The following is a 17,081-nucleotide window of genomic DNA, read 5'->3' as shown; positions in this document are numbered from 1 at the left end:
ATGTCACTCCGCAACAATGGTCGGCTCTCGCGCCGGGAGATGTTGAAGGCGCTGTCGCTGTGCGCGGCGGGCTCCGCGACGCTGGGGCCCCTGCTGACGGGCTGCCGCGATGCGCTCACGACCCCGGCCGCGCTCGAGCAGCTCGGGGGCGTGCGCCGCGCCCGCCTCGATGGCAAGCCCCGCTTCCTCATCGTGGTGGGCGCCGCCGGGGGCGCCTCCATCGTCGACAGCTTCCTGGCGGTGCGCGCCTCGGAGGCTGGTGCCAACGCCTCGAAGCTCAACACCTTCCCCGACGAGCACGTGCAGGGTGTGGACGGCTCCCCGTTCCGGGCGGTGAAGGTGAGCAGCCCCCGGCTGGGCAACATCCCCATGGCGGTGAATACGGATCAGCTGCCCTTCGTACGCAAGCACAAGGACTCCATGCTGGTGGCCACCACGGTGGGCACCTCGGTGAACCACGTCATCGCGCAGAAGCGGAGCCTCACGGGCAACGGGGCCTGGCGGGGCCGCACCCTGCAGGAGTGCGTGGCCCTCCAGTACGGCGCGAGCTTCCCCATCCCCAACGTGAACATGGGGATGGGCGGCTACTCCGAGCGTGGCACCGATGGTTCGCTGCCCCCGTACTGCTACGGCGAGGTGGTGACCAACGCCTCGCTCTGGCCGCTGGGCCTCGATGGCAGCAAGGGCATCAAGGACGCTCCCCCTCGCGACGTGGTGGAGATGGCCCGGCGCACGCGCAACACGCTCGATTCACGCTCGGTCTTCGGGCAGACCTTCGAGAACGCGGCGGCGCTCCAGCGGTGGAACGAGCAGCGCATCGAGGGGCAACCGATGCTGGAGGCGAAGGAGCTGATCAGCCGCCTCAACGTGCTGCCCGACCAGCCGCCGGCCCTGCCGCTCTCCGAGTACGGCCTGTCGAGCTCCCCCGATGGGGAGCGGCTGCGCGCGGCCTTCCCGGACTACCTGACGGACCCCGTGCAGGGACAGGCGGCGCTGGCCTTCCTGCTCCTCAAGTACCGGGTGTCGGTGACGGTGACACTGGGCCCGTCGTTCAACGTGGCGGTGGGCAGCACCGCGAGCCAGTACATCGCCAACCCACCGCTGGCCTTCGACTTCAGCCACACCGAGCATCGCTCCGGCCAGGCCTTCATGTGGGCACGGGTGCTGGGCGTGGTGGACAAGCTCGTCGACCTGCTCAAGGCGGAGCCCTTCGACTCAAGCGGCGAGAGTCTGTGGGATCGCACGCTCATCTACGTGGCGACCGAGTTCGGGCGCACGCGCTCGCGGCCCGCCGATGCCACGGAGTTCAGCTCCGGGCACGACCTCAACAATGGCTTCCTGATGCTCTCGCCGATGCTCAAGGGCAACACGCTGCTGGGAGGGATCGACCCGCTCACCGCGCTGACCTACGGCTTCGACCCTCGCACGGGAGAGCCACGACCAGGCAAGCTGGAGACGAACGAGCCCGATATCTTCTCGGGCGTCCTGACCGCCCTGGGCGTCGACACCTCCGGCAGCGGACTCCCCGACGCGAGCGCCTTCGTGCGCACCTGAGGGGGGGCCCCTTCAAAGTCCAGCCGCTTTTGAACACACTCACCATGGGCCGTGCTCGTTACAGGAGTCCTCCTGACGAGCACGGCATGCACATGGCGAGCACATCCGATCCGAAGCGCGAAACCCCTCGAAGGCCGCACACCTGGCTGTTGCCCCTGCTGGATTGGTTCCTCTCGGAGCACCTGCGAAAAACCCCCTCCTCCGAGCTCCACCGCCACCGGGTGCTGGTCGGAGCCTGCCTGTTCGCGTTCACGGCCTCCGTGCTGTACCTATCGCTCGTGCCCTTCACGCTCGCCGCGGTGCCCACGCTCCTCGCGACCGTGTGCTACCTCGGTACGCTGCTGCTGGCGCACAAGGCCCGCTCGCTGCTCCTGCCAGCGATGCTCCTGTGCACGTCCGCGGCGGTGGGGTACGTCGTGTCCATCTTCCTGGGCAACTACCCCGAGGGGGGGTTCCACGCCACGAGCATGCTCATCCCCTCCTTCGCGGCTTACCTGATGGGGCCGCGGCTGGCCTTCCTCATCACGAGCTTCCTCGCCGTGGCCGTGGGGATCGCCCATCCGCTCTTCCGGGCGCACTTCACCACCTACTCCAGCCACATCCCCCTCTCCGAGCTCACGGTCCTGCACGGCGCCGCGGCCGTCGGCCTGATGGGCGCGTGGGTGCTGAGCACGCTGCATAGCACCTCACGAGACTCGGCCCTGGAGGCGCTCGAGCGGACACTGATGACCCTGCGCGAAAGTGAGGGCAAGCTGCTCAGCCTCATCGAGAGCACCGATGATCTGGTGTGCTCGCTCGACACGGAGAAGCGCGTCATCACCGCCAACGCGGCGATACGCCAGCTCTACCTCCAACTCCAGGGGCAGGAGCTCGTTCCCGGGCAGCGGTTCGTCTTCCCGAGGACTCCGGAGCTCCAGGAGCATTGGTACACGCTGTTCGACAAGACGCTCGCGGGAGAGCGCTCACGGTTCGAGGAGGAGGACACACAGGAAGGGGTCCACCGCGTCCTGGACATCTCGCTGAGTCCCATCCTCGGCACCGAGGGGAAGGTGACGGGGCTGACCCTCTTCGCGAGGGACATCACGGCACGCAAGGTGGCGGAGACACGGCTGGGTGAAATGCACCGCAGCCTGGTGGATGTCTCGCGCTACGCGGGCATGGCGGAGATCGCCACCGGCGTGCTTCACAACGTGGGCAACACCCTCAACAGCGTCAACATCTCGGCCGGCCTCCTGAACGACCGGCTGCGTCACTCGCGAGTCTCTGGCTTGCGCAAGGCCGCCAGCATGCTGCGTGAGCACGCCTCGGACGCCAGCACCTTCCTCACCCGGGATCCACGAGGCCAGCAGCTCCCGGACTATCTCCTCGCCCTCTCGGAGGAACTGGAGAGGGAGCGGGAGTCGATGCGCACGGAGGTACGCTCGCTGACCGAGAGCGTCGAGCACATCAAGTCCATCGTGAGCATGCAGCAGCAGCACGCGCGCGCCGCCGGAGTGGTGGAGCGGCTGCCAGTGCCGCAGCTCATCGAAGAGGCCCTGCGCCTGCACGCCGTGTCGTTCGAGCGCAAGGGCATCCACATCGCGAGGGAGTATGACCCGGTCCCGCCCATCCTCGTGGATCGACACAACCTGTTGCAGATTCTCATCAATCTGCTGAGCAACGCCCAGCATGCGCTGATGGAGAGCAACACCCCGGACAAGAGGCTGAGCATCCGCATCCGGCTGAGCACCGGGGGAGACCGGCTCATCATCGAGGTCTCCGACAACGGCGTGGGCATCGCGCCGGACAACCTGGCGCGCCTCTTCACCCAGGGATTCACGACGAAGAAGACCGGGCACGGCTTCGGGCTGCACATCAGCGCGCTAGCGGCCACCGAGATGAGCGGGCGTCTCACCTGCACGAGCGCCGGGCCGGGCCAGGGTGCGACCTTCACGCTCGAGTTGCCACTGGAGGGACCGAGCGAGAAGCAGGAGCCCCAGCGTCAGGTCTGAGCCAGGGTCTGGAGCAGCCCCCGCCTCAAGCCTCTTCGGGTGCGTGCCTCAGGACCCACAGGGGAGCATCACCACACTGGACGAGCAGCCCATCGCCCTCGCGCGCCAGCACGGTGCCAGGGGCGGCCCGCACATCCCCTTCCTCCACCAACCGGGTGCGCTGCACCCGGACCCGCCGGCCCTCCAGGGTGGCGCGCGCGTCGGTCTCCTTGTCCTGCCATGCGCCGAAACGACAGGCGCGCACCTGGAGGTGCACGGCGCGCGCGGTCTGGCGCCAGTCCACCTCGCGGTAGGCGGGCTCGAAGAAGGGCGCATGGCTCACCCCCGTCTCCGGCTGGGGCTCGCCCGCATCACCCCAGGCCACACGCTCGAGGACCTGCGGCATCATCATCAAGGAAAGACTCATCATCTTCTCCATGAGGCTCTCCTCCGTGTCCGAATCCTCGATGGGAGCCCGAGCCTGGTCGAGCAGCGGACCGGTGTCGAAGTGGGCGTCCATCCGGTGGAAGGACACCCCCATCACCTTGTCGTCGTTCCGCAGCGTCCAGCCCATGGGGTTGGGCCCCCGGTAGCGGGGAAGCAGCGAGGGATGCCCGTTCACGGCGCCCAGGGGCGCCACCGCGAGCGCCTCGGGGGGGATGCGCCAGGGGAAGAAGAAGCACAGCAGGAAGTCGGGCTTCAGGGCCGAGAGCAACGGCGCGAGGTGGGAGCGCTCGCTGGCGATGACGACATCGAGCGAGGAGGGCGCCGCCTCGAACAGCCGCCGCATGTCGGTCCACTCCGCGGCGTTCCGGGGCCGGGGGCCACTCGGCCCGGGGGGCGTGACCAGGGCCACCACCTCATGGGACCGCGCGCGCAGGTAGTGCGTGAAGTTGAACGCCACGGACGGCGCGACGGTGAGCAGCGCGATTCGCCACCCGGAGGTTCGCAAGGTGGCGCTGGTAGGTGGGTCAGCGGACATGGCGCCCATCTTAACCCAAGGGGGTGAGGGTAACGCACCCTGGAGCATGTCCGCAATCTGCTTGCAAAAGTAATTGCGTGAGGGAAACCCACCAACCTAGGTTCCGCGCGCTTCAGGAAGGGCGTGTGAGGACCCCCGTGGATCCAGTCGTGCGGAAGAACAGTCGAAGAACCCCCTCCCCTCTCGTGGCCACACTGCTGGTGATGTGGCCGGCACTCGCCGCGTCCCAGCCGGCGGAGCCCCTCCAGCCCCAGCAGCCCACCCCCACGCCCTCCCGGGAGCTGCCGCCCGAGGGCAGCGAGGACATCTCCCTCTCCCTGGGCGAGGTCGTCGAGGTGCAGGGCCGGAACGTGGGCCCGCTCTCCAGCGCCGAGGTGCTCACCTCCGTCAACCTCCTGGGACGGGAGCAGCTCGAGCAGGAGAACGCCAACGAGCCCCTGGAGCTGCTGCGGCGCGCTCCGGCCGTCTACGTGGACACCTACAACCAGGGCATCATCGGCTCCGAGCTGGGCATCCGCGGCTTCAGCACCCAGGGAGACACCGCGCACACCAAGCTGCTCATCGACGGCATCCCCAGCAACATCCATATCGGTGTGAGCGATCTCAAGGCGGTCTTCCCGCTGGAGATCGAGCGCATGGAGGTGGTCAAGGGGACGAACGATCCGCGCTACGGCCTCAACAACGTGGCCGGCAACGTCAACGTGTACACCCGCCGCAGTGGCAACGAGCGCAAGGTGCGCCTGCTCGGCGGTAGCTTCGGCACGCTGGAGCCCCAGGTAATGGCGGGCTTCGACAACGGGCGCCTGGCCCAGACGTACTTCGCCGCGTACCGTCACTCCAACGGCTACCGCGCGCACTCGGACACGGACAGGATTGCCGCCTCCGGCAAGTGGTTCCTCACGCTCGACGAGCGCTGGAGGGTGGGCCTCATCCTCCGGGGCATGAACCTGGAGGCCCGGGCCCCCGGCTACCTCACGCTCGACGAGGCGCGCCTGGACCCCATCGCCTCGGTGGACTACGCGAACGGCGACGGGGGCGCGCAGCGCAACCTGCACGCCAGCCTGCACGTCGACCACGACTTCTCCCCGTCACTCTCCTGGTCCCTCAAGGCCTACGGGCAGGGCTTCCGGCGCAACCGCTGGGTGCGCTTCAGCGCCGAGTCCAGCCAGCAGGAGCGCATCGAGAACGAGAAGCAGTACGGCGCCATCTCCGTGCTCACGCTGCGCACCGATGAGCTGGGCCTCGAGGGCTTCTCCGTCGAGTGGGGCGTGGACTACCAGTTCCAGGACAACCTCCACCAGCGCTACCTCACCCGAGTGCGCGAGCGCGACGGAGCCCCCGTGCGCGACCAGGCCTTCGGCTTCCACACCTTCGGCTCCTACCTGCAGGCGCGCGCCTGGCCTCTGGACACGCTCAAGCTCGTGGCCGCCCTGCGGGTGGACGGACTGGCGGGCCACTTCCGCGACCGGCTCAAGGCGAAGGAGTATGGCATCAACGACTCCGGCCCCATCTGGCAGCCCAAGCTGAGCGCCGTCTTCACCCCGCTGTACGGCCACAACCTGTACGCCAACTACGGCCGCACGTTCCAGACGGGGGTCGGCATCGGCGCCTATCAGACCCAGGCCGAGCCCCTGGCCCCCTCCCTCAACGACGGCTGGGAGGTGGGTTACAAGAGCAGCCCGTTCTCCTGGCTCACCGGGCGCGTGTCCTACTGGCAGCAGTACGCGAGCAACGAGGTCCGGCTCAAGTTCGACGACTCGGGCGACTCGGAGAACGTGGGCCGGACGCTGCGTCAGGGCTTCGACGTGGAGCTCAACCTCCAACCGCTGGAGCAGCTCCTGGTGTGGGGTGCCTTCAGCCGCCACGTCTCCGAGCAGGTGGAGCCAGGGCTGGCCTTCCCCGAGCGCAAGGGCAAGGAGCTCAACAACGTGCCGGACTTCAGCGCCAAGGCGGGCGTGGACTACCGGCCCCTGCCCGCCCTGCGCACCTCGCTCTGGATGTACGCGCAGGGGGACTACTACCTGGACAAGGAGAACACCCTCGGCCAGTACGGCGACTACCTCACGCTCAACCTGGACCTGTCCTATGAGCTGACGTCCTGGGCCCAGGTGGCCGTCCAGGTGAAGAACCTGCTCGGCACCCGGTACTCCTCCTCCATCTGGTACCGGGACTTCGATGGGAGCGCCATCCTCTACAACCCCGCCGACGGACGCTCCTTCTACGTCTCCACCACGGCGACCTTCTAATTAGTCACAGGTAGCTCATCCAGGCGCTCCGGGTCCGCGCCTTGAGTCTCGCGAACCAGCGACAGGCGAACCAAAGTGGAAACGACACGAGCGCGGCCAGGACCCAGAGCGAGAGCACGTTCGGGACGCTGAAGAGCGACCCCTGATTGGGACCGAAGAGGGCAAGGGCCACCTCGTTGAGGAGGTGCAGCAGATAGAGGTGAACCAGATAGAAGAAGAGCGGGGCCGCGCCGAAGGTGGTGAGGAGTGCCTGGAGCCCCGATGGCAGACGGTCCAGCGTCGCGAGCAGCAGCGCCCCCACCCCCAGCGTCAGCAGCAGGAAATCCAGCGAGGGGGGGTACTTGGTCAGGTTCAGGAAGGAGCTCAGGGTGAGGAGCGGCGTTACGCCTCGCGCCCAGGGAACGGGCTCGCCATACACATTGACCACCCGCAACAGGACGAAGAGCGCCAACGCAGCCAGGCCCAGGGAGTACAACCTGAACCGGCGGGCCGCCGGGCCGAGCTGAGCGGTGAACCAGGGCCCCACTCCATGGCCCAGGGCGATCACTCCGATCCAGGGGAGGATCGGATAGGACGTGCGCGCGCGGGCGCCCCAGGGCAACTCGATGAAGCCGCGATCATGGAGGATCGCCCACACGGTGCCCCCAGGCGTCCCCGTCTCGAGCGTGATGGGATCGAGCAGGTTGTGTCCGAAGACGATGACCAGGCCCACGCCCATCAACACCGGCCTCGGCAGCCACAAGAGCCCGGACAGCGCGATCATCGACAGCCCGATGGCCCAGATGACCTGGAGGTAGTAGGTCCGCGGGGTGAGCGAGAACGTCCAGGCGAAGTTGACGAACGTGAGCTCCAGCAGGACGAGGAACAGCCCACGCTTCAGCAGGAACCCGGAGGCGGCACGCCGTCCACCCCGACGCCGACCGTAGAGCCAGGCCGAAAGCCCGGTCAGCGCGACGAACACCGGCGCGCAGAGGTGTGCGGTGAGCCGGGTGAAGAAGAGTCCGGGCGGCGTGGTCGCCACGTTCACGGGATCGCTGACCTGCGCGTGCAGGTAGAAGAACTCGCGCGCGTGATCGACGAGCATCAGCAGCATGACGAAACCGCGCAGGGCATCGATGGTGACGATCCGCCCCGCCAGCACGCGTCCTCCCGCGGCTACACCTTCCGTCGGCTGCGCGCCCGCTGGAGCGGCCTCCGTCTGCCCCATCACACTGACTCCCGTTGACACTCTCTCGTCCCTTTGGCGTCGAAATATTGAAACAGTACACCCGTGGCATACGGGCCGGAGCGGTCCGTGCCATGGGCCTCTGGAGGAACAGCGAGGCCGAGGAGCGCTGCTGAAAAGGGCCATAAGGGTCGCCCCACCTCGCCGTCCCCTCCCGCTCCAATTCGGCCAGGAGCGGGTACGCTCCCCAGTCCAATGCCCGCTCTTCGTACCTACGCCCTGCTCCTTCTGCTCACGGCATGCGCTTCCTCGCGCCCCTCCCCTTCCACCGAGCCACCACGGCCAGCCCGTCCCTCGGATGAAATCGTGCTGGCCGACGACGTGCGCGTTCAACGCCTCGCGCCCGGGGTCTGGCTGCATGTGACGCTCGCGGGTGAGGACTGGGGCCGGGTTCCCGCCAATGGACTGCTCATCGAGGACGGCGAGTCCTCGCTCCTCGTCGACACCGGATGGAATGCCCGGCAGGCGGAGCACCTGCTCGCCTGGGCCCGCGACACGCTGCACCGCCCCGTGCGCGCCGCGGTGGTGACGCACTTCCACGTCGACCGGACCGGAGGCGTGCCCGCGCTCACGGCCCAGGGCCTGCCGGTGTACGCGCGCGAGGAGACAGCGCGGCTCGCGGCCGAGCGGGGTCTGCCCGTGCCCGCCCAACGCATCGCGGACACCCAGGAGTGGGGGCCGCTGTCGTTGTTCTTCCCCGGAGCCGGACACGCACGCGACAACCTCGTGGTGTGGCACCGCGACAGCGGCCTGCTCTTCGGCGGCTGCTTCGTGAAGGAGGCCGGCGCGAAGGAGCTGGGCAACGTGGCGGACGCGGACGTGTCGGCCTGGCCCGAAAGCCTCGAACGTCTCCGCCAGCACTACCCGGACGTACGCACGGTGGTGCCGGGCCACGGCCTTCCCGGCGGACCGGAGCTGCTCACGTACACCCAGGCCCTACTCCGCGACTGAGGCAGGACGCGACCTCGTTTGTCATTGAGGCGAGTGGGTCACAATCAACATTCCCCCGCCAGGCGCCGCTTGCTCGACGTGAGAATTTCCGCTCGCGTGGCAACGCATACGAGCGGCGCCTGGCTGCGGTACCATGGGGGCACCATGCTCTTCGGAAAGAAAGAGCCCCCCTCGCGCTCGGAGCTGATCGCCGAGGCCGATCTCGCCCGCTCCAAGGGCCATCTCAAGAAGGCGATTGCCGGCTACCGCAAGGCGCTGGCGTCGGATCCGAAGGATCCGGTCGTCCATGGGAAGCTGGCGCCACTGCTGGCCCGGGTGAACGAGCCCGAGGCCTCGCTCCAGAGTTTCCGCACCGCGGCGCAGAGCCATCTGGACAAGGGCTTCGCCGACAAGGCGCTGTCCGTCTACACGCAGGCGGCGGAGACGTTCCCGACCCAGGTGAGCCTCTGGCAACAGGTGGTGCAGATGTACCTCGCGCGGGGGCACCGGGCGGACGCGGTGCGGATGCTCCTGCGCGGCCGGATCCTCCTGCGGAACAAGAACGAGCGACGCGAGGCCATCACCCTGCTCGAGGAGGCGCTCGCGCTGGAGCCCACGCTCTTCGAGCCCAGGCTGGACCTGGCGCGGCTGTTGGCGCGGCAGGGGCGTCAGGCCGAGGCGATGGCGCTGCTGGAGCCCATGGCGGAGCAGCTGGAGGGCGGGATGCTCCGGCAGGTGCGCGGGACGATGCTACGGGTCTCCCCCAGCCTGGGAGCGGGGTGGCGTTGGCTGCGTGCCGCGCTGACAGGGCGTTGAGGCCGATCAGGTATTCGGAGAACTCAGCTGACACCTTCCGTGTCACCTGGAGTAGAGCGCAACGGTACCGTTGCGATTCGTCCGGTGGCCGGATACCGTCACGTCCATGAGGCGCAGAAGCGCAGGGGAATCCATGCGTCCGCCCCGGGCCAGGCAGCTTCGCGGCGAGAACCTCACGGCGAAGGTACTCGAGGTCGTGTTGAGCGAGCTGGACCGCGTGGGCCACGAGAAGCTCGCCTTCGAGCAGGTCGCCGCGCGAGCGGGCGTGAACAAGGTCACGCTCTACAGGCACTGGCCCACGAAGCTGGAGCTCATCCGGGCCGCGGTGCAGCTCGTCGCGGATGAGACACCTTCCCAACCAGACACCGGGACGCTCCGGGGAGATCTCCTCGAGCAGTTCCGCGCCCTGCGCGCACAGGCCCGCGATCCCTCACGCCGCGGGTTCTTCCGGCTGCTGTTCGATGCGAGGCCGGGGGAGCCCGTCGGGGAACTCGTGCTCAAGCTCCGGGACGAGAAGGATGCCCAGGAGATGCACATCTACGAGCGCGCCATCGAGCGCGGCGAGCTGAGGCCAGACGCCGACCCCCGCCTCATCCATGGCGTGCTCTTCGGCGCCGTCCTCAACTTCGAGTTGCTCCACTCGGACAGCTCGGACGAGGCGAGCCTGGAATCCCTGCTCGACCTCGTGCTCGCCAGCGTTCTGCGTTCCCCCAAGGCAGGCAAGCCTCCCCCGGCACGCCGCTCATGACTCCGGCGGGCCACCGTCACCTTCCGAGAGAGCCAGCCGATTTCGCACCCGTCCGTTCACGAATACGTACTCGACGTTCTCGGGCCGCCCGTTGAAAATGTAGATGCTGGCCCGCCGAGGCGCTTGCCGGATTGCGCAGGGTTTCTGCCCAATCCAGCAAGCTCATGCCGTGGGGACCGTGCCGCCATCGATGACGTACTCCGTGCCCGTGATGGAGCCTGCGCGCGGCGAAGCGACGAAGGCGATGAGGTCGGCGACCTCGCGCGGCTTCACAGGGCGCCCCAGCGGGATGCCGCCGAGCGAGTCCATGATGATCTTCCTACCCCCCTCGTAGTCCGTGCCCGCCTGCGCGGCGAGTCGTTCGGCGAGGCGCACCGCCGCTTCGGTCTCCACCCAGCCCGGCGACACGCGCACCACGCGCACGCCCTTGGGACTCACCTCCTTCGACAGGGACTTGCTGTACGTCGACAGTGCCGCCTTCGCGGCTGCGTACGCGGTAGTCGAATCGGGCAGCGGCAGCTCGTGCTGAATCGACGTGACATGCACGATGACTCCCGAGCCCTGCGCCAGCATCGAGGGCAGGAGCGCGCGGTCGAGCCGCACCGCGGGCATCAGGTTGAGGTCGAGTTCCCTACGCCACTCGTCATCGCCAAGCGCCGCGAAGCCGCCTGCAGGGGCGCTGGAGCCGCCCAGCACGTTCACGAGGATGTCGATGCCACCCAGATGCGCGAGCGCCTCTCGAGCGACCAGGGCACAACCCTCGGCTGTCGTCACGTCGGCTGCGACGTAGTGCACGCCGCCCGGTTCCTCGCTCGGCACCGTACGCGCGGTGGTCACGACGCGCGCGCCTGCGTCTCGTAGCGCCGCAACCACGGCCGCACCGACACCCTTGGTTCCGCCCGTGACGAGCGCGCGGCGGTTCTTCAGTTCGAGGTCGAAGCTCATGGCGACATCTCGAGACTCATGCCGTACTTCGCCGTGGCAGCAGCGTTCCATGCGGTGATGGCGGCACGGCCGCGATGTTCGTGACATTCATCTGCAACCAGCACGTCGTCGGCGAAGCGTCTGGCGACAGCGTCGGGGCCGGTCGTCTGGTGCGCGAAGCAGGCGGCGATCGGCGCCGGCAATTCAATGGAGGTGGTGCGGTTCGTTTGCATCGCCCATTCTCTAACGAATAGGTTTAAAACGAGCAAGAACGCACGAAATAGTGGGGTACATACCTTTGGGTAAGCACGACCATCACACGCCCGCGACGGCAGCCAGCGGCATCGAGGATGCCATCCAGATGCTCGAAGGGCGCTGGAAGCTGGTCATCCTGTTTCAGCTTTTCGGCGGGAAGAAGCTCCGCTTCTCGGACCTCGAGCGAGCCATCCCGGCCATCTCGCAGAAGATGCTCATCCAACAGCTTCGGCAGCTCGAGCAGGACGGCATCGTCGCGCGCATCGTCCATGCGCAGGTGCCGCCCAAGGTCGAGTACCACCTGACCGACTGGGGGCAGTCGCTCTGCCCGGCGCTCGACGAACTGCTCACGTGGGCCGAGAAGCGCCCGACACCGAAGCGGCCGCGTCGCGCTTCGAAGGCTCCGTGAGCAACGCGCATCCGAACACGTCGAGCTCGAAGCTCCTGCGCAGCAGCCCGGCCCCATCCAGTCGCGGCGTGCGCGCCTTCTTCGCTTCCGCCTTCGCCGCTGCCTCAGACGCCCGGCTCGCCGCTTCTGGCTTCGGCTCTGCCCCTGCTTGGGGGAGCTTTCCAGGGCGTCAGCGCGTCCCGGGCTTCTGTCCCTGACCAGCCCCACCGTTGGGTGCCTCGTCCGAGGCCCCGGAGCCCCCGGTCCCCAGGACTTCGCGCTGGACCTCCAGGGGCTTGAGTGCCTGTGCCATTCCCCTCTGGGACCAGGCGACGTGGTCGAGCAGCACCAGCATTTCGTCCGCCATGAGCTGCGTCATCTGGATGGCCTGGGCCGCGGTGTCGATGGGTCCGCCCTTCACTCCCGCGAGCTCCTGACGGCGCTGACGAAGACGCTTGATCTCGGCCAGCGTCTGGTCCGCCCTGTGGTCAAGCGCCGTGGCGAGCGACTCCTGCCGCGCAGTGAGCTGCCGCGCGAGGTCGTCCGTGCGCTCGAGGGCTTTTGCCATCTGCCCAAGCTCCTCGCGGGGGAAGCGCCCCACGGCTTGCCGTACCTCAGCCAGGGCTCGAAGGGCGAAGATTCCCGTGACGAGCATCAGCGCAAGCAGCACCCCTTGGATGATGATGAGAGCCGTCAACCGACGAACGATGGGGTCGCTTCTCCGGGTCCCATCCATGTTGGCTCCTCCTCGAAGCTCGGGTTGGGGGTGTCTGATGTCTGTGGACGCGCAATCCATGGAGCAAGCCGCACAGCCGCAGGTCGTGCTCGACTCCTTGCTTGCGCGCCCCGTCGCGTGTCGAGGCCCAGCATCCGGTTGAGGGGACACACCCGGGTGATGGCTGTCTCGGCGATGAGTGCGCCGCCCATCATCGCGACCAGTCCCGGAAGCCGCCCCTCGCGACCGCGCATCCGGAGGTAGCCCACGGCCAGAAGCCCTGGACCGGCGATGCCGCGCAGGATGCGGTCCCAGCTGCCGACGTTCTCCTTCATGGCATGCCTCCTCGAGGAGACAGTGGGGACTCCGGCCGGGAGGCGACAGAAGCATGCCTGCTGACGAGCGTCTCGTTGAGGGCTCCCAAGCCAGGCTGGGTATCCAAGCAAGCCCAAACCGGGTGTCTACCTGCCGGTCCCGGGGGAGCACCCGGGGCCAAGGGGACGTTCGAGTCCTTTGACACCTTCTCAGGACACACTCTCAGCCTTGAGCTCGCCGGGCACGGGGGCATCCCTCACCCCCAGGTGCGCCTCCAGCGTGCGCTCCAGGAAGAGCACCTGCTCGGCCGAGAGCTCCTTCGAGACGAGCTTGCGGCTGCGGCCATCCCGGCACAACACCCGCAGCTGATACACCTGCCGGATTCGTCCCCGAACGAGCTCCGCGCACTTCTGGCCATAGAGCTGGTAGAGGTCCCGCGCCTCCACCACGCTCGGAAGAACGAACCAGGGCAGGGGACCATGCCGGACGGAGATCCCCGTCCGGGGCGAGGCCTCGACACTCGTGCGGTTGACGAGCCGCAGGAGCACCTCGTACCCGAGGAAGAGACTCATGACGAGGAAACTCCAGGGGACCAGCGCCTGGCGCGCGGGAACCTCGAACTCCCCCAGGAGCCCCGCCAGGCCCAGACCTCCGAAACCAATCGCCATGAGGGCGTTCATGCAGATGGACACCGGATCCCCACCCCAGCTCCAGCTCACGTGCAGGACGTCGCCCTCACGCACCAGTTCCCAGCCATCATCCACTTGCGCCCAATGCCCGTCGCGGGCGGCACCCGGCCCGCGCGCGCGAGCAGCGCCTCGGCCTCCGAGCGCAGCAGCCCGTAAATCCCACCACAGGTGGAACACCTCACGCACAGCGCTTCCGGCTGGACATCCCCCTCCTGGAGTGAAGCCCCGCAGATGCCACATCGAGAATGCATGGGCGGACTCTAAGCCATCTGAAGCAAGTTCTTTCAGGGGTAGCGTCGCCGCTCGGTAGGCGTGAGGAGCGGCGATGCCCCTGGAGGCTGGACGCGTGCGCGCCTGGCGGATGGGTAAAGACCGCCTCAACAAGGCCCCCATTCCTCCTCTGCGTTTCTCGTAAATAAAGAATTGGCAGCTTGAAAGCTGCGAGAGCCGCACAACTCGCAACACGTGAAGCTCGAGAATTGGCGACTCCTGTCAGTACCGTGAAGGCGTTGGACCCCCACCACCTGTACATGGGCTTCTGGATCGTCATCAACTGGTGGGAGAACGAAGAGGACTGGCGCATCATGTCCCGCTACGTCGACGTCGTCGGGATCGACCGGTACGCCACGAACTACGACGACGCTCAGGTGCAGCTGCTGTTCGGCCTTGTTCGTGTACCCTCCGAGCCTCCTCGAGTCGGGGCGCGCCGTCATGCTCCGAACGGACCCGTCAGGACCCGATAGGTCCTGACTCGATTGGAGGACGTGGCCATGCGTTTCCGAGCGTGCATCGCACTTCTGCTCTATGTCTCGGCCTGCGCTACGTCAGCGCCGAGCCCAAGAGAGTCAGCGGCCCGAGACCCGAGGCTCGCCAACCTCCAGCGAGCGGCGACGCTGCCCTGGACGGATGGGGGGCGGAGCGCCGTCCAGGAGGCTTCCGAGCCCTGGCCCGTGCTGGCCGAGCGGTGCTTTTTCATGCCCTCAATCATGACCGGATCGAATTTCACGACACCACGGGACGATGTGCGGTCGCCTCAGCGGGTGCCGCTGCCGTGGGCGTCGGACTCTGTGTCTTGGCGGCGCCGGAGCTCGTCGTGGGAACGGTAGTCGTCGCGAGCGTGGTGGTGGTGGGATTCGTCATAAAAGAGGCGCTGGATGCGTATGCTCTGGATAGGGGGCGCCCCGAGGTAAGGCCCGCGCCTGAAACGCGGCCCGTGCCTGAAACAGCGCCCGCTCCGCAGAAACCCTCGCCGAAAAAAGGCCCAAGCCGGAGCCAAAAGGGCCGGATTTCCCTCCCATTGGGCCTGTCGAAGTCACGGAGCGAGATCGCCCCAGGTGCGAGCCCGACCCAGTGCCGTACCACCTTGGCGGTAATAAACTGCACGGCAAGTGCGCCGACAGAATTCCGAACAACAGTTTCCCCGGCAGGGATGTGTTCGTGAATGGGAAAAACTTCGACGCGCTGCAACTGGCCACGCGCACGCTGTGGGAGGTCAAGACCGACAACTTCGACACGTACACGGACGACCTACAGGACATCGTGGTCAGAAGTCAGGTGCCGAAGTTGCGGCACGAGCGCGCCCTCGCTCTGGCTTGCGGATTTGACTTCCGCGTCGGTGTGCGCAGCGAAGCGCACAAGGAAGCGCTGGAAGACGAGGCTCCGGATCTCCAGGGCCACATTGGCAGGATTCCCGCCATCGACATCGCTAGCGCCAACGGCATCAGCAGTGCCCTCGCCCGGGGCTATGTGACGCTGGCCAGCGACAGTGGGCACACGGCGGACAACCAGCTCTGGAACAGCGAGTCGGCGAGAAACTTCGGACGCGAGCAGATCAAGAAGACCCATGACGTGGCCATGGTCATCACCAGGGCCCGGTATGGAACCCTCCCCTGGTTCAACTACTTCCAGGGGGGATCCCAGGGCGGGCACGAGGCGCTCATCGCCGCCAACTTCTACCCCGAGGACTTCAACGGCGTCATCTCCGGCTTCCCTGCCTATAACTTGTACACCATGCACCCGGGAGCCATCGACTACTCCCAGGCCCTTTACGGTGCCCACACCGCCGCCAACGGGTATTCATATCCCAGCCAGGCGGGCGAGGGCTGGATCAGCCGGGCTCAGAGCACGGCGCTGACGGATGCCATCGTCAGTGTATGTGATGCCCTCGACGGCGCGACGGATCGTGTCGTCAGCAATCCAGGGCACCCCACCTGCCGGGCCTACACGGCACGCCTGACGAAGCATGACACCAGCAATCCCCTTCGCTGCGCGGGCGGTGCCGCCCCGGGAACGGGTGAGACCTGCCTGTCGGATCCCCAGATCGAGACCCTCACGCGCTTGAGCTCCCGGTACAACCTGCCTCCCGGAATCACCGTTGATGGCGGCCTGGCGAGCTACGGCAGGTGGCCCTTCCTCGATGGCGCGGTGATCGCCTCCGACCCTGCCCACGGCGTCTTCAACGAGGATTTTGGAACCAGCGCGACCTCGTATGACGCCTTCCAGTACAGGATGCCCTCCGTTGGACAGGTCCAGCTCATCACCCAGAGCCTCGTCACCAACCCCAGTCAGGTCATCGACTTCGATTTTTCTCAGTACGCCGACCGGGTCAAGACCTTGTCCGGCTGGATTGACACCAGCAGCGTCGATTACAGGCGTTTCAGGGCCAGGGGTGGCAAGCTGATCCACTACCATGGCAACTCGGACGTCTCCATCACACCCTACAACTCCATTGACCTCTACCTTCGCATGACCGGGCAGTTCGTCGGCAATAGCAGGTACCTCGGTCAGAACCCCTTCTGGGGGAGCAATGACGCGACGACCAACGCGAAGGTGACCCAGAACGGCAATGTTCGAATCTCCAACGGGGTGGTGGACGACTTCTACAGCTTCTACCTCCTCCCGGGTTTTGGTCACGGCCATGGCTACTTCCAAGCGAGCGTCGATTGGCTGACGGCCTTGGAGAACTGGGTTGAGCGGGGCATCGCTCCACGCAACACGCTGACCATGACCGATGCGGGTGCCAACAACCTCGGCAGCCGGCCGGTGTGCTACTTCCCCTATTACCCGAAGTTCACAAGCACCACGAGCAGCGATACGACCCTGGCGTCGAACTACACCTGCGCCCGGCTCGACGAGTACTCATACGTGCGGTAGTCCTCCCATCAGGTACCCACCTGCGCTTCGGAGAGCTCCCCGAAGCGCAGAAGGCTCGGGTCCAGGAAATCCCTCGTCACACCCTTCTCGCATCCGTGGCAACCGCGATGGCCGCGGGGCTCGTCTCCCGCATCAACTTCGCGAAGGTGCGCAGCCTCGCTCTACAGGTGT

Annotated in this window: 17 protein-coding genes; 9 read left to right on the top strand and 8 right to left on the bottom strand. The window is 67.0% G+C overall.

Annotation, left to right across the window (positions count from 1 at the left end; all coding sequences use genetic code 11):
* Together JQX13_RS26425 and JQX13_RS26420 are read left to right on the top strand one after the other, a co-directional pair.
* Positions 1–1,554, top strand: a complete 1,554-nt coding sequence (locus JQX13_RS26425) for a hypothetical protein (RefSeq protein ID WP_203411673.1) — start codon at positions 1–3, stop codon at positions 1,552–1,554.
* Between the two features lie 92 nt (positions 1,555–1,646).
* Positions 1,647–3,545 carry an ATP-binding protein gene (locus JQX13_RS26420; protein ID WP_203411672.1) on the top strand — a complete coding sequence of 633 codons (1,899 nt, stop codon included), beginning with the start codon at positions 1,647–1,649 and terminating at the stop codon, positions 3,543–3,545.
* Between the two features lie 25 nt (positions 3,546–3,570).
* Here JQX13_RS26420 and JQX13_RS26415 read toward each other — a convergent pair whose 3' ends face one another.
* Entirely contained in the window at positions 3,571–4,506 is a 936-nt protein-coding gene (locus JQX13_RS26415) for a methionyl-tRNA formyltransferase (RefSeq protein ID WP_203411671.1), read from the bottom strand.
* A gap of 185 nt (positions 4,507–4,691) precedes the next feature.
* Between JQX13_RS26415 and JQX13_RS26410 the strand changes: the two genes are divergently transcribed.
* Complete coding sequence (locus JQX13_RS26410; protein ID WP_203411670.1) at positions 4,692–6,752, top strand: TonB-dependent receptor; 2,061 nt, start codon at positions 4,692–4,694, stop codon at positions 6,750–6,752.
* Positions 6,753–6,756: 4 nt separating this feature from the next.
* On the opposite strand, the gene JQX13_RS26405 is transcribed toward JQX13_RS26410, so the two are convergent.
* Positions 6,757–7,959 carry a DUF1624 domain-containing protein gene (locus JQX13_RS26405; protein ID WP_203411669.1) on the bottom strand — a complete coding sequence of 401 codons (1,203 nt, stop codon included), beginning with the start codon at positions 7,957–7,959 and terminating at the stop codon, positions 6,757–6,759.
* 213 nt (positions 7,960–8,172) lie between these two features.
* On the opposite strand from JQX13_RS26405, the gene bla reads away from it, so the two are divergent.
* From bla to JQX13_RS26390, 3 genes are all read left to right on the top strand, one after another.
* Positions 8,173–8,928, top strand: a complete 756-nt coding sequence (gene bla / locus JQX13_RS26400; RefSeq protein ID WP_203411668.1) for a subclass B1 metallo-beta-lactamase — start codon at positions 8,173–8,175, stop codon at positions 8,926–8,928.
* A gap of 144 nt (positions 8,929–9,072) precedes the next feature.
* Positions 9,073–9,723 carry a tetratricopeptide repeat protein gene (locus JQX13_RS26395; RefSeq protein WP_203411667.1) on the top strand — a complete coding sequence of 217 codons (651 nt, stop codon included), beginning with the start codon at positions 9,073–9,075 and terminating at the stop codon, positions 9,721–9,723.
* A 133-nt stretch (positions 9,724–9,856) separates the two neighbouring features.
* Entirely contained in the window at positions 9,857–10,471 is a 615-nt protein-coding gene (locus JQX13_RS26390; protein WP_203411666.1) for a TetR/AcrR family transcriptional regulator, read from the top strand.
* Positions 10,472–10,633: 162 nt separating this feature from the next.
* Here the strand turns inward: JQX13_RS26390 and JQX13_RS26385 are convergent, their stop codons facing one another.
* Both JQX13_RS26385 and JQX13_RS26380 read right to left on the bottom strand, forming a co-directional pair.
* Positions 10,634–11,416: an SDR family oxidoreductase gene (locus JQX13_RS26385; protein ID WP_203411665.1), complete on the bottom strand. Its 783-nt coding sequence runs from the start codon at positions 11,414–11,416 to the stop codon at positions 10,634–10,636.
* A complete protein-coding gene (locus JQX13_RS26380; RefSeq protein WP_203411664.1) occupies positions 11,413–11,628 on the bottom strand; it encodes a hypothetical protein in 216 nt (71 codons plus the stop codon). Before JQX13_RS26380 ends, JQX13_RS26385 begins: the two co-directional genes overlap by 4 nt.
* 65 nt (positions 11,629–11,693) lie before the next feature.
* Between JQX13_RS26380 and JQX13_RS26375 the strand changes: the two genes are divergently transcribed.
* Positions 11,694–12,059 carry a winged helix-turn-helix transcriptional regulator gene (locus JQX13_RS26375; RefSeq protein ID WP_239015190.1) on the top strand — a complete coding sequence of 122 codons (366 nt, stop codon included), beginning with the start codon at positions 11,694–11,696 and terminating at the stop codon, positions 12,057–12,059.
* Positions 12,060–12,228: 169 nt separating this feature from the next.
* On the opposite strand, the gene JQX13_RS26370 is transcribed toward JQX13_RS26375, so the two are convergent.
* From JQX13_RS26370 to JQX13_RS26355, 4 genes are all read right to left on the bottom strand, one after another.
* On the bottom strand, positions 12,229–12,606 hold the full coding sequence (locus JQX13_RS26370; protein WP_203411663.1) for a hypothetical protein: 378 nt from the start codon (positions 12,604–12,606) through the stop codon (positions 12,229–12,231).
* Positions 12,607–12,731: 125 nt separating this feature from the next.
* Positions 12,732–13,088, bottom strand: coding sequence for a YgaP family membrane protein (locus JQX13_RS26365; protein WP_203411662.1), 357 nt, complete (start codon positions 13,086–13,088; stop codon positions 12,732–12,734).
* Positions 13,089–13,277: 189 nt separating this feature from the next.
* Positions 13,278–13,811 carry a hypothetical protein gene (locus tag JQX13_RS26360; RefSeq protein ID WP_203411661.1) on the bottom strand — a complete coding sequence of 178 codons (534 nt, stop codon included), beginning with the start codon at positions 13,809–13,811 and terminating at the stop codon, positions 13,278–13,280.
* Positions 13,784–14,008, bottom strand: a complete 225-nt coding sequence (locus JQX13_RS26355) for a hypothetical protein (RefSeq protein ID WP_203411660.1) — start codon at positions 14,006–14,008, stop codon at positions 13,784–13,786. Before JQX13_RS26355 ends, JQX13_RS26360 begins: the two co-directional genes overlap by 28 nt.
* 228 nt (positions 14,009–14,236) lie before the next feature.
* Here JQX13_RS26355 and JQX13_RS26350 point away from each other — a divergent pair, with 228 nt between their 5' ends.
* Together JQX13_RS26350 and JQX13_RS26345 are read left to right on the top strand one after the other, a co-directional pair.
* Complete coding sequence (locus JQX13_RS26350; RefSeq protein WP_203411659.1) at positions 14,237–14,500, top strand: hypothetical protein; 264 nt, start codon at positions 14,237–14,239, stop codon at positions 14,498–14,500.
* A 607-nt stretch (positions 14,501–15,107) separates the two neighbouring features.
* A complete protein-coding gene (locus tag JQX13_RS26345) occupies positions 15,108–16,910 on the top strand; it encodes a tannase/feruloyl esterase family alpha/beta hydrolase (protein ID WP_239015189.1) in 1,803 nt (600 codons plus the stop codon).
* The last annotated feature ends 171 nt before the right edge of the window (positions 16,911–17,081 follow it).

Source organism: Archangium violaceum (assembly GCF_016859125.1).
GTDB classification, from domain to species: Bacteria; Myxococcota; Myxococcia; order Myxococcales; family Myxococcaceae; genus Archangium; species Archangium violaceum_A.
Note: the sequence above shows the minus strand (reverse complement) of the source record. Positions and strands in the feature narration are given on the sequence as shown.

Excerpts from the sequence above, each read along its gene's own strand:
- JQX13_RS26425 (WP_203411673.1), top strand. The coding sequence starts at position 1 with ATGTCACTCCGCAACAATGGTCGGCTCTCGCGCCGGGAGATGTTGAAG.
- bla (WP_203411668.1), top strand. The coding sequence starts at position 8,173 with ATGCCCGCTCTTCGTACCTACGCCCTGCTCCTTCTGCTCACGGCATGC.
- JQX13_RS26385 (WP_203411665.1), bottom strand. The coding sequence starts at position 11,416 with ATGAGCTTCGACCTCGAACTGAAGAACCGCCGCGCGCTCGTCACGGGC.
- JQX13_RS26355 (WP_203411660.1), bottom strand. The coding sequence starts at position 14,008 with ATGCATTCTCGATGTGGCATCTGCGGGGCTTCACTCCAGGAGGGGGAT.
- JQX13_RS26390 (WP_203411666.1), top strand. The coding sequence starts at position 9,857 with ATGCGTCCGCCCCGGGCCAGGCAGCTTCGCGGCGAGAACCTCACGGCG.
- JQX13_RS26420 (WP_203411672.1), top strand. The coding sequence starts at position 1,647 with ATGGCGAGCACATCCGATCCGAAGCGCGAAACCCCTCGAAGGCCGCAC.
- JQX13_RS26365 (WP_203411662.1), bottom strand. The coding sequence starts at position 13,088 with ATGAAGGAGAACGTCGGCAGCTGGGACCGCATCCTGCGCGGCATCGCC.
- JQX13_RS26380 (WP_203411664.1), bottom strand. The coding sequence starts at position 11,628 with ATGCAAACGAACCGCACCACCTCCATTGAATTGCCGGCGCCGATCGCC.
- JQX13_RS26370 (WP_203411663.1), bottom strand. The coding sequence starts at position 12,606 with ATGGCAAAAGCCCTCGAGCGCACGGACGACCTCGCGCGGCAGCTCACT.
- JQX13_RS26395 (WP_203411667.1), top strand. The coding sequence starts at position 9,073 with ATGCTCTTCGGAAAGAAAGAGCCCCCCTCGCGCTCGGAGCTGATCGCC.
- JQX13_RS26405 (WP_203411669.1), bottom strand. The coding sequence starts at position 7,959 with ATGGGGCAGACGGAGGCCGCTCCAGCGGGCGCGCAGCCGACGGAAGGT.
- JQX13_RS26415 (WP_203411671.1), bottom strand. The coding sequence starts at position 4,506 with ATGTCCGCTGACCCACCTACCAGCGCCACCTTGCGAACCTCCGGGTGG.